This is a genomic window from Nisaea nitritireducens, assembly GCF_014904795.1.
Classification (GTDB): Bacteria; Pseudomonadota; Alphaproteobacteria; order Thalassobaculales; family Thalassobaculaceae; genus Nisaea; species Nisaea nitritireducens.
This window is the reverse complement of sequence record NZ_JACZFS010000056.1, coordinates 19,025-29,243: the sequence shown is the minus strand read 5'-3', so window position 1 is coordinate 29,243 and position 10,219 is coordinate 19,025. Positions and strand designations below refer to the sequence as shown.

The following is a 10,219-nucleotide window of genomic DNA, read 5'->3' as shown; positions in this document are numbered from 1 at the left end:
CCTGCGTCGGGATGACGACGGTGTGGTGGCAGCACCGTTCACAGTGGAGAAGCGAAACAAGCGCTTACAGCAACCGTCATCCCGACGCAGGTCGGGATCCACGGATGGCGGTCTCTGTCCAGAAACCCGCTCACTTCAGCCCATGTCCGGGCCATGCAGCCTTGCGTCTATATTCTCACCAACAAGAAAAACGGCACGCTTTACATTGGCGTAACGTCGGACCTCCCCCGCCGCGTTGCGCAGCACAGGTCAGGCTCCATTGCAGGCTTTACCTCCCGATATGGTGTGAAGAGGCTGGTGTTTTTCGAGCAGCATGAACGGATGGAGGGCGCGATCCAGAGGGAACGGCAGCTAAAGGAATGGAGGCGGGGCTGGAAAATCAGGCTGATTCGGGAGTCTAATCCGGGATGGCGGGATTTGTTTCCCGAGCTGTTCTAGGGCGGACGTCAGCGCCATGGATCCCGACCTGCGTCGGGATGACGATGGTTTTGGTGACGAGTCACAGAGCTATATCCAATGGGACAACCTTCAAAACTGACTACGTCATCCCGACGCAGGTCGGGATCCATGGATGGCGGGTGCCAGCTGTGTGATCGTAATGATCCCGGCTCACCGCCCGGCACCGTCAGTCGATGCGGAAGTCTTGATGGAAGGCCTTGCAGGCCCTCGCCACGTCCTTGAAGAGGGGGGCGGTTTCGGTTTGTCCGGATGACGCTGCGTCGGCGAGGCGCCGGGCCGAGACGCGCAGGTCGTCGGCGATCTCGGTGAAACGTTCCCAGTCGCTCCAGATTTCAGAACTTGCTTCACTGGGATGGTCGTTGCTTCCGTCCGGGAACAATGCCGTCAGCCGCGTGCCCGCATGTTCCGCGATCCGTTCCGCTGCCGCCGCGATTTCCGCTGGGTCGTATGGTGTCTTGCCCCTGAAGGCGAGCCCGAGAGTCTTGGTGTCGCCTGCAATGTCCTTCATGAGTTGCATGCGCTCTTTGACGACTCCGGTCGCCCCTGAATGAGCCCAGGCGATGCCGGCGAAAATGGCCGAATGAACAAACAGTGCGACGAGCACTATCCTGCAAAACGTCATATCGGCCTCCCCGGGTTTCCCCGGCCAGTTGATGCCCGGCGTTACCGCTGCGTCAGCTTCATTTCGATGCGGCGGTTCCGGCGGTTGCCGATCTCGTCCTTGCGCTCGTCGATCGGCTGGAACTCGCCATAGCCGGTGGCGGAGAGTTTGCCCGCCGGGATGCCTTCAGAGATCAGCGTCTGCACCACCGAGATGGCGCGGGCGGCGGACAGGTCCCAGTTGTTCTTGAAGCGCTCGTTGAAGATCGGCACCGGGTCCGTGTGACCTTCGACCTGCAGGATCCAGTCGATGCCTGTCGGGATCTTGGCGGCGATATCCTTCAGCTCGTCGGCGAACTGGCGGAGCTGGATTTCGCCAGCCGGGCCGATCTGGTCCGAGCCGCTGTCGAACAGCACTTCGGACTGGAAGACGAAACGGTCGCCGACGATGCGGATGCCCTGGCGGTCGTTCAGCACCTCGCGCAGACGGCCGAAAAACTCGGAGCGGAATTTCGCCAGTTCCTGCACCTTGGTGGCGAGTGCCCGGTTCAGCTTGGCGCCGAGATCGACGATCTCGACATTCTGTTCCTTGTTCTTCGCCTCGAGCGCGTCCATCGCCTCCTGCAGCGCGAGCAGCTGTTCACGCAGGGCCCGCATCTGCCGGTTTAGCAGGGCGACCGCTTCCTGCGCCTTGGAGGATATCTCCTTCTCGGCACCGAGCGCGGAGGCGGTATCGTAGAAATCGGCTGTCAGTTCGGACAGCCGGACATCCCGTTCGGCGATTTCCTTCTGCTGCAGCAGGGTGCGTTCCTCGCTCTCGTTGAGCGCGGCGGTCAGCTCCTTGCTGCGATCCCGGACCTGGGTCATCTCGGCAACCAGTGCGTCGATCCGCTGCTTGCGTTCCTCGGCGCTGAGCTCCGCCGCCTGACGATCATCCTCGCTCTGGCTCAGGGTCTTTTGCAGGGCGAGCTTCTGGGCGGCCAGATCGGCGACTTCCGCTTCCAGATCCTGACGGGCCTGCTTCAGGGCGACCAGATCGCGGCGCAGGCTTTCCAGATCCTTCAGCTGGGTCTTGATGGTTTCCCGATCCGCCTCGATTATCTTGAAGGCATCCTCGAGCCCGGCCGTGACCTCATCCCGCTCGGCCTGCGCGATGGCCATGTCGTTCTCGACCGAGCGCAGCTTGGCCATCAGGGCGTCCCGTTCGCTCAGCACTTCGGTCAGCCGTTCGTTCAGCCCGGCCCGGCCGTTTTCCAGTTCGGTCAGGCGCTGCGTCATGCTGGCCCGGTCGCGCACGGCTTCCGCCAGCCGGTCCTCAAGCTGGTCGCGCTGGGAGACCAGTTGGGTGACTTGCTGGCTCAGCGCATCCCGGCGGGCGATGGAGGCCTGCAGCTCGGTGGAAAGCTGGGCGACGTTGAGGCGAAGTTCGGTGTTGGTGTCACGCTCCAGATTGAGCAGCTCGGACAGCTCGGAGATCTGGGCTTCCAGCCGATGCAGCGCCTCGTCCCGGCCGGACAGTGCCTGGGTCAGGTAGAATTGCGAGACGATGAACACCATCAGCACGAAGATGATGACCATCAGCAGGGTGGCGAGCGCGTCGACGAACCCCGGCCAGATATTGGTTTCGCGCATCGAGGCGCGGCTGCGGGCGGACATGGCCGCGGCTCCCCTAGCGCTCTTCTTCGGCGAGCGCCGCGATGGTCCGGGCGACCAGCCGGATCTCCTGGCGGATTTCCTCCACGGTGCGGTTCCGGCCTTCGGAGCTTTCCTCGACCAGACGGGCGACATAGGCCTCGATATTGCGCAGGTGGCTGCGCATCAGCTCGTCCCGGCCGCCTGACTGACCCTCTGCGATCTTGGCCAGCACAGGCCGGATCTCCAGCTGAGCCTCGCCGATCTTCCGCATCAGATCCTGATCGCTGCGCATCTGCTCGACCAGGGTGCCGAGCTTCTCGTTCAGGGACATCAGGTTGGTGTTCGCCTGGCGCCGGTCATCCTCGCTGCGCAGGATGACCCGCTGCAGCTTGTCCAGACTATCCGCCGTCTGCTCCCAGAGAGCGGTCTGGTAGGCGCTGGCGGAATGTTCGCCGTCGGCCAGTACGCCGCCGCCGGAGCTGAGCCGCGTCAGGCCGGAGAGCCATTCCTCAAGATCGTTGTAGAACCGGTTCTGGGCCTGGCCGAGCTGCAGTTCCATGAAGCCGAGGACGAGCGAGCCGGCGAGACCGAAGAGCGAGGAGCTGAAAGCGGTCGCCATGCCGTTCAGCGGGGATTCGAGACCGGTCTTCAGATCGCCGAAGACGCTGCCGATATCGCCGCTCTCGATGCTCAGGCTGCCGATTACATTGCCGACCGCGCCGACCGTCTGCAACAGACCCCAGAAGGTGCCGAGCAGGCCGAGGAAGATCAGCAGGCCGATGATGTAGCGCGAGATGTCCCGGCTTTCCGCCAGCCGGGAATCGATACTGTCGAGCAGGGAGCGCAGGGACATGGCCGAGAGGCTGACCCGGTCGTCCCGGCGTTCGCCCAGCATGGTGGCGACCGGTGCGAGCAGGGTTGGTGCCTGCTGCATCGAAAGACCGGGCTGGCCGGTCCGGTAGGACTCGATCCAGGCGACCTCCGGGGCGAGGGACATGACCTGCCGGACGACGTAGAGAACGCCGATGACCAGTGTCGCCAGAATCATGCCGTTCAGCGCGGCATTCGCCATGAAGGCGTCCAGCAGCGCGCCGACCAGAAGCACCGCGACCGCAGTGACAAGCGCCAGAAAGATCGCCATCCGGACGAGAAAACGCGTGGGTTTGGTCACCTGATCGATCCCCTGAGTGTGGCCGGGATGGCCGGTAAAGCGCTATGTCCCGGTGGTCTGCATGGTTCTATGGACGAAAAATATGGCAGATTTCCGGCCGCCGATGGCATCCGTCGACGCTTTGTCAGCGGTTGATGAGAGTCAGATCGACGCGGTCCGGGGAGCCTGAGGGCGCCTGGTTGCCGAGTGCGCGCACATCCATCCGCGTGCTGGCGACACCCTTGCCGATCAGGTAGGAGCGCACTTCAAGCGCGCGGGACAGGGAAAGCCGCCGGGCCTTGGCTTCGGAACGCTCGCCGGCACTGGCATAGGCCAGAAGCTGGACCCGCATCGACTTGTCCGCCTTCATTTTCTCCGCCACCTCGTTCAGCGTGCCACTGGCATTGGTCGGAAGGGACTTGGTTTCGGTGTCGAAGGTGATGCTGATCGCGGCGCCGGCACTGGAGGCCTTTGGCACGGGGGCTGCGGCTTTCGGCGCCGGAGAGGCGGAGGCAACCTGCTTGGCCGGTTCCGGGGCCTTTGCCGTTGGGGTAGGCGCACTCACAGAGGGTGCCGTGACGGCCGGAGGCGGGGGCGGCGGAGCAATCGCCGCCGTCCGGGTCGCCGCCTTGGGGGCTGCCGGGATCTCGATGTCGGGAATTTTCGTTGTCGTCTTTGGAGCGACCTTTGCGATGGCCTTCGGTGCGGATTTGGGCGCCTTTGGCTCGGGCGCCGCGATGGCGACCTTGGCCGGAGGGGCGACGATCGGCGTCGGCGTCCTGGCCACTTTCGGTGCGCTGGGTACCGGCGCTGCAACGCGTGCCGGTGCCGGTACCTTCGACGCTGCCGGGGCGCGGGGGGCTATGGTTGTCGGAGCCAGGTTTCTGGCCGTGCTGCGCGCCGTCGGCAATGTCGGCTGCTGCGGGGCCCTTGCGCCCGGCAGGGCGGTCGATCCAGCCGTGACCACGCGGCGGCTCTGGGAACTGGCCGGCCGGGTGGGCGGCGGCATCGGGACGCCGCGGGACACTGCCGCGCGTGCTTCGCCCGGCAGTGGCAGCGGTGCTCCTGCTGCGACCTGACCGCGGCGGATGTCGGTCTGCAGCATCTGTGGGATCGTCTGCGGCGTGCCGAGCTGATCGAGCACATCGAGATTGATCTCGACCGAACTGCCCGTGCCGCCGATATAGATGGTTTCCTGACTGAGCGCCGGGCCCGCCTGGAGCCCGATCAGGCCCGCGAGGAGAAGAAACACGGGGCACTTGCCCTGGTAAGTCGATCCGGCCATGTCAGCGCATCCTCGGGTGGAGGGTTAATTTCACTGACGACCTTATCGCAACAGGCCTTTTCGCGACAACCGCCTAAGCGGTGTCGCGATCAGTTCGAGCGGGATCAGGCTTTCGTCGCGTCCCGCAATACTTTCAGGAGCTTGCCGTGCACCTGATCGTTTGCCGCGACGATTTCGCCGGTTTCCAGAGCCTTGTCCCGGTTCCGGTAGTCGGTGCAATAGCCGCCCGCTTCCTTCACGATCAGCAGACCGGCGGCGATGTCCCACGGGCTGAGACCGCGTTCCCAGTAACCGTCATAGCGGCCGGCGGCGACATAGGCGAGGTCGAGCGCGGCGGCGCCGAGGCGGCGCACGGAGGAACAGCGGGTCATCACTGCTTCAAGCTGCTTCAGGTAGAACGCATGATCGCCGCCACGCAGGGTCGGGATGCCGGTGGCGAAAACGCTGTCCTCGAGGTTCCGGCGTGCTGACACGCGCAGGCGGCGGTCGTTCAGGAACGCGCCCTTGCCCTTTTCCGCCCAGAACAGCTCGTCCCGGGTCGGCTCGTAGATCACGGCGGAGACGATTTCGCCGGCTTCCTCAAGCGCGATGGAAATCGCGAAGTGCGGAATGCCGTGCAGGAAGTTCGTGGTGCCGTCCAGCGGATCGATGATCCAGCGGCGCTTCAACTCGTCCTTGCTCTCGATTTCGTTGCCTTCCTCAAGCAGGAAACCGTAATTGCGCCGGGCGTATTTTAGCTCGTCGACAATTGTGTTTTCGGCCGCGGTATCGGCGTTCGAGACGAAATCGGCCGGGCCCTTTTTAGAGACCTGGAGCTGTTCGACTTCGTTGAAGTCGTGCAGCAGCTGACGGGTCGCCTTCATGGCGGCCTTCACCATCACGTTGATTGCGGGCGAACGGCTCGCCATGGTCTCTCCAGTTCAAAACAGAATATCGGCGGTGCCGGCAGATCCGGCAGCCGCAATCAGTTCCAGGGCCAATCGGTCCCGGAGGCAATCAGTCCCAGTGGCAATCAGTCCTTGGCGCGCTCGACGTAGGTGCTGTCTTCAGTTCGCACGACGACGCGGGTGCCGCTTTCGATATGCGGCGGCACCAGGATCTTCACACCGTTTTCCAGCACGGCCGGCTTGTAGGAGGAGGAGGCGGTCTGCCCCTTCACCACGGCGTCGGCCTCGACGATTTCGAGCACGACGGTTTCCGGCATCTGTACGGAAAGCGGCTCGCCCTCGTGACTTTCGATCTGCACTTCCATGCCGTCCTGCAGGAACACCACGTTATCGCCGAGCAGGTTTTTGTCGATCTGGGTCTGCTCGTAGGTCTCGTTGTCCATGAAGGTCAACAGATTGTCCTCGGCGAAGAGGAACTGGGCCGGACGCTGTTCCAGACGGACGCGCTCGACCTGCTCGTCAGCGCGGAACCGCTCGTTCAGCTTGGTGCCGGACCGGATGTCCTTCAGTTCCACCTGGTTGAAGGCGCCGCCCTTGCCGGGTTTCACAGCCTGGGTCTTCATCGCGACCCACAGGCGGCCCTTGTGTTCGATGACATTACCGATGCGGATGGCGTTACCGTTGATTTTCATATCTCTGTCCGTCGAGCTGTCGCGGTGTCCGGCGTCGCGCAAAACCGCGCGGACGGACACTCAGTCAGGTGCGGCGCGCTTTTATCAGGTTGCGGCGGCGGTGTCTATTGATGGGGCTTGGGAAAGCAATGCAAGGCTGCAATGCAGCGCCCTTGCTAGGTGCTGAGCGCTATCAGTGTTTATCGTGGGAATAAATCAGGAATCAGACTTTTAAGAACGTCTCTAAGGCGCTTACTCCTTGGCATACTTGGTATGGAGACGCCTAAAGAAGAGCGGTTATGAAGCGGCAAGTAATCGAAACAGAGAGATTACGTCTCAACTCCTGGGCGGAACGGCATCTCGAGGCTTTTGCCGAAATGCATGCCGACGTCGAGGTGATGGCGGATCTCGGCGGGCCGATTGATTTCTCGGCAAGCATGGCGAAGTTCGAGCGCTATCGGGACGCGCTTCGGAATCATGGTATCTCCCGTTGGGCCGTCGAAGACCGGGAAGGCCGGTTCCTTGGTTATGCGGGTGTCATGCCGCGTCTCTCGGCGGACCATCCGCTCGGTCCCCATCATGAGATTGGCTGGCGGTTCCAGCGAAGCGCATGGGGGCACGGCTATGCGACCGAGAGCGCCGGGGCGGCCCTCGACCATGCTCGAAACAGCCTCGGTTTGACCGGCATTATTTCCTATACGGGTTCTGAGAACGCGAGATCTCAGTCCGTGATGCGCAAGCTCGGTCTGACGCGCCGCCCCATGTTCGATTTCGTTCAGAATATCGAGGATGGCCGCACATGGAGCGGTTTGGTCTGGGCGGTTGAGGAATGAGGTTAGCGACCGGTCTCGGTAAACAGCCCGTTGAACGCCTTCACTGCCGCCGCCGGCCCTTCCGGATGCTTCCAGACCGCCGTAATCACGCAAAGAAAGTCCGCGCCCGCGTCGATCAGCGGCGGCGCATTTTCCAGATTGATGCCGCCGATGGCAACGCAGGGGATGATGGAGACGGACGCCCAGCTTTCTAGCGTCTCGATTTCGGCGTGGTGCAGGATTTCCTTGGTTTCCGTCGGATAGAACGCGCCGAAGGCGACATAGTCGGCGCCGGATTCCGCTGCTTCCATCGCCAGATGCAGTGAGTTGTGGCAGGTCACGCCGATCATGGCCTCGTCGCCGAGAATGCGGCGGGCTTCTTTGTAAGGGGCGTCCTGCTGGCCGACATGGGCGCCGTCGCAGCCGGTCAGTAGCGCGAGGTCCGGGCGATCGTTCATCAGCAGCGGCACGCCGCGTTCGTGGCAGACTGGCAGGAGCGCTTCAGCGGCTCGCTTGATCTCGTCGTCTGAAACGTCCTTCAGGCGGAGCTGCAGACAGGCGACCGGCCCGGCATCGAGGGCGGCGGCAAGATCCCCGGCGAAGGCATCGATCTCGATCTTCGGCGGGGTGATCAGGTAAAGCTCGCAACTTGGCTCGGACTTGGCGGACATCTTTTAGGCCTCTGGAAGTGAAAACGGCGCCCGCCCTTTCGAGCGGGCGCCGCGTCTAAGCGGTATGGGGCGAGGTTTACGCCTTGCCCTTGTAGATGTCGATGATGGTGTTGAGCATCGCCATGGCTTCCTCGCGCGGACGCTGGAAAGTGTTACGGCCGATGATGGAGCCGTTGGCGCCACCGTCGCGCAGACCGCGGATCTCGTTATAGAGACCGTCGAGATCCTTCGCTTCGCCGCCGGAGAAGACGACGATGCGGCGGCCGTTGAAGCAGGACTGCACAACATGCTCGATCCGCTCGGCCATGGTGCCGATGGCGATCTTGTTGGCTTCGTAGGACTTCTTGGCGGCGTCCAGCTCAAGATGCTCGGTCGGCGGCTTCACCTTGATGATGTGGGCGCCGAGCAGGGCGGCCATGTGGGCGGCATAGGCGCAGATATCGACCGCGGTTTCGCCCTTCTTGGTGAGATCGCCACCGCGCGGATAGGACCAGACCACGACTGCGAGGCCGTAAGCCTTGGCTTCTTCCGCCATCTCGCGAATCTGCCCCATCATCTCGAAGGCATTGTCGGAGCCTGGATAGATGGTGAAGCCGATGGCGGAGCAACCGAGACGCACGGCTTCCTGCACGGAGCCGGTGATCGCCTGGCTCGGTCCGTCCTTGTCGCGGGCGAGGCTGTTGGAGCTGTTCACCTTCATGATCGTCGGGATCTGACCCGCGAAGGTGTCGGCACCGGCCTCGATCATGCCGAGCGGAGCGGCATAAGCGGAGAGACCGGCATCGATCGCCAGCTTGAAATGGTAGTGCGGATCATAGGCATCCGGGTTCGGTGCGAAGCTGCGGGCCGGGCCGTGCTCGAAGCCCTGGTCGACCGGCAGGATCACGAGCTTGCCGGTGCCGCCGAGCTTGCCCTGCATCAGGATGCGGGCAAGATTGGCTTTCGTGCCCGGGCAATCGCTTTCGTAATTGTCGAGGATGCGCTTGACGCGTTGGGTGATTTTCATCGCCTTCGGTCCTTCTCTCTCAGGTCTTTAAAGGGTCGCCGCAACCGCTGCGGTGGTGTCCAGCATGCGGTTGGAGAAGCCCCATTCGTTGTCGTACCAGCTCATCACGCGGACCAGCTTGCCTTCGACCACCTGGGTCTGGCTCAGGTCGAAAGTGGAGCTGTTCGGGTTGTGGTTGAAGTCGATGGAGACCAGCGGCTCGTCATTGATGCCGAGGACGCCTTTCAGCTTGCCGCCCGCTGCCTTGACGATGGCGGCGTTGACTTCCTCGACGGTGGTTTCGCGCTTCGGCACGAACTTCAGATCGATCAGGCTGACATTGGCCATCGGCACGCGAACGGAGGTGCCGTCCAGCTTGCCCGCCAACTCCGGCAGCACCAGGCCGACGGCCTTGGCGGCACCGGTCGTGGTCGGGATCATCGAGCTGGCTGCGGCGCGGCCGCGATAGAGATCCTTGTGCATGGTGTCCAGCGTCGGCTGGTCACCGGTATAGGCATGGATCGTGGTCATGTAGCCGTGCTCGATGCCGATGGCTTCGTTCAGCACATAGGCGACCGGGGCAAGGCAGTTGGTGGTGCAGGAAGCGTTTGAGATCACCGTGTGCTCGGCCGTGATCTGGTCATGGTTCACGCCATAGACCACGGTCAGGTCGACGCCGGTGCCCGGAGCGGAGATGATCACGCGCTTGGCGCCGGCCGCGATGTGCTTGGCCGCGTCTTCGCGCTTGGTGAAGAGGCCGGTGCATTCCAGCACGATATCAACACCGAGTTCCTTGTGCGGCAGGTTCGCCGGGTCGCGTTCGGCGGTCACCTTGATCGGGCCCTTGCCGTAATCGATGGTGTCGTCGACGACGGTGACATCGAACGGGAAGCGGCCGTGGTTGCTGTCCCACTTCAGAAGATGCGCGTTTGTCTTAACCGGACCCAGATCGTTGATGGCGACGACCTTGATGTCGTCCCGTCCGCTTTCCGCGAGTGCCCTCAGAACCAGACGGCCGATCCGCCCGAACCCGTTGATGGCAACATTGACGCTCATCAGTTTTC

At 63.0% G+C, this 10,219-nt stretch carries 11 protein-coding genes; 2 read left to right on the top strand and 9 right to left on the bottom strand.

Going from position 1 to position 10,219, the window contains the following annotated elements; translation table 11 throughout:
• Positions 1-153 precede the first annotated feature (153 nt).
• Complete coding sequence (locus IG629_RS18340; protein ID WP_193173374.1) at positions 154-438, top strand: GIY-YIG nuclease family protein; 285 nt, start codon at positions 154-156, stop codon at positions 436-438.
• A 187-nt stretch (positions 439-625) separates the two neighbouring features.
• Here IG629_RS18340 and IG629_RS18335 read toward each other — a convergent pair whose 3' ends face one another.
• From IG629_RS18335 to efp, 6 genes are all read right to left on the bottom strand, one after another.
• Positions 626-1,081, bottom strand: a complete 456-nt coding sequence (locus IG629_RS18335; protein ID WP_193173373.1) for a c-type cytochrome — start codon at positions 1,079-1,081, stop codon at positions 626-628.
• 41 nt (positions 1,082-1,122) lie between these two features.
• The gene (locus IG629_RS18330) at positions 1,123-2,715 is read right to left on the bottom strand and encodes an OmpA family protein (RefSeq protein WP_193173372.1); all 1,593 of its coding nucleotides are present in this window, start codon (positions 2,713-2,715) and stop codon (positions 1,123-1,125) included.
• A gap of 13 nt (positions 2,716-2,728) precedes the next feature.
• Positions 2,729-3,865: a flagellar motor protein MotA gene (locus IG629_RS18325; protein ID WP_193173371.1), complete on the bottom strand. Its 1,137-nt coding sequence runs from the start codon at positions 3,863-3,865 to the stop codon at positions 2,729-2,731.
• A gap of 124 nt (positions 3,866-3,989) precedes the next feature.
• Complete coding sequence (locus tag IG629_RS18320) at positions 3,990-5,129, bottom strand: OmpA family protein (protein ID WP_193173370.1); 1,140 nt, start codon at positions 5,127-5,129, stop codon at positions 3,990-3,992.
• A 104-nt stretch (positions 5,130-5,233) separates the two neighbouring features.
• Positions 5,234-6,037, bottom strand: coding sequence for an inositol monophosphatase family protein (locus tag IG629_RS18315; protein WP_028467681.1), 804 nt, complete (start codon positions 6,035-6,037; stop codon positions 5,234-5,236).
• A 104-nt stretch (positions 6,038-6,141) separates the two neighbouring features.
• Positions 6,142-6,708, bottom strand: coding sequence for an elongation factor P (gene efp, locus IG629_RS18310; RefSeq protein WP_193173369.1), 567 nt, complete (start codon positions 6,706-6,708; stop codon positions 6,142-6,144).
• 278 nt (positions 6,709-6,986) lie between these two features.
• Here efp and IG629_RS18305 point away from each other — a divergent pair, with 278 nt between their 5' ends.
• A complete protein-coding gene (locus IG629_RS18305; RefSeq protein WP_193173368.1) occupies positions 6,987-7,520 on the top strand; it encodes a GNAT family N-acetyltransferase in 534 nt (177 codons plus the stop codon).
• 2 nt (positions 7,521-7,522) lie between these two features.
• Here the strand turns inward: IG629_RS18305 and thiE are convergent, their stop codons facing one another.
• The 3 genes from thiE to gap all read right to left on the bottom strand — a co-directional run bounded on the left by thiE (position 7,523) and on the right by gap (position 10,211).
• Positions 7,523-8,170: a thiamine phosphate synthase gene (gene thiE, locus IG629_RS18300; protein WP_193173367.1), complete on the bottom strand. Its 648-nt coding sequence runs from the start codon at positions 8,168-8,170 to the stop codon at positions 7,523-7,525.
• A gap of 76 nt (positions 8,171-8,246) precedes the next feature.
• Positions 8,247-9,176 (bottom strand): class I fructose-bisphosphate aldolase, encoded by a 930-nt coding sequence (locus tag IG629_RS18295; RefSeq protein ID WP_193173366.1) that lies wholly within the window; start codon positions 9,174-9,176, stop codon positions 8,247-8,249.
• A gap of 27 nt (positions 9,177-9,203) precedes the next feature.
• Positions 9,204-10,211 (bottom strand): type I glyceraldehyde-3-phosphate dehydrogenase, encoded by a 1,008-nt coding sequence (gene gap, locus IG629_RS18290; protein WP_193173365.1) that lies wholly within the window; start codon positions 10,209-10,211, stop codon positions 9,204-9,206.
• Positions 10,212-10,219 lie beyond the last annotated feature (8 nt).

What these genes read in the sequence shown, in the direction of transcription:
- IG629_RS18315 (WP_028467681.1), bottom strand. Translation starts at nt 6,037, where the DNA reads ATGGCGAGCCGTTCGCCCGCAATCAACGTGATGGTGAAGGCCGCCATG.
- IG629_RS18320 (WP_193173370.1), bottom strand. Translation starts at nt 5,129, where the DNA reads ATGGCCGGATCGACTTACCAGGGCAAGTGCCCCGTGTTTCTTCTCCTC.
- IG629_RS18305 (WP_193173368.1), top strand. Translation starts at nt 6,987, where the DNA reads ATGAAGCGGCAAGTAATCGAAACAGAGAGATTACGTCTCAACTCCTGG.
- IG629_RS18340 (WP_193173374.1), top strand. Translation starts at nt 154, where the DNA reads ATGCAGCCTTGCGTCTATATTCTCACCAACAAGAAAAACGGCACGCTT.
- IG629_RS18330 (WP_193173372.1), bottom strand. Translation starts at nt 2,715, where the DNA reads ATGTCCGCCCGCAGCCGCGCCTCGATGCGCGAAACCAATATCTGGCCG.
- IG629_RS18295 (WP_193173366.1), bottom strand. Translation starts at nt 9,176, where the DNA reads ATGAAAATCACCCAACGCGTCAAGCGCATCCTCGACAATTACGAAAGC.
- efp (WP_193173369.1), bottom strand. Translation starts at nt 6,708, where the DNA reads ATGAAAATCAACGGTAACGCCATCCGCATCGGTAATGTCATCGAACAC.
- gap (WP_193173365.1), bottom strand. Translation starts at nt 10,211, where the DNA reads ATGAGCGTCAATGTTGCCATCAACGGGTTCGGGCGGATCGGCCGTCTG.
- IG629_RS18335 (WP_193173373.1), bottom strand. Translation starts at nt 1,081, where the DNA reads ATGACGTTTTGCAGGATAGTGCTCGTCGCACTGTTTGTTCATTCGGCC.
- thiE (WP_193173367.1), bottom strand. Translation starts at nt 8,170, where the DNA reads ATGTCCGCCAAGTCCGAGCCAAGTTGCGAGCTTTACCTGATCACCCCG.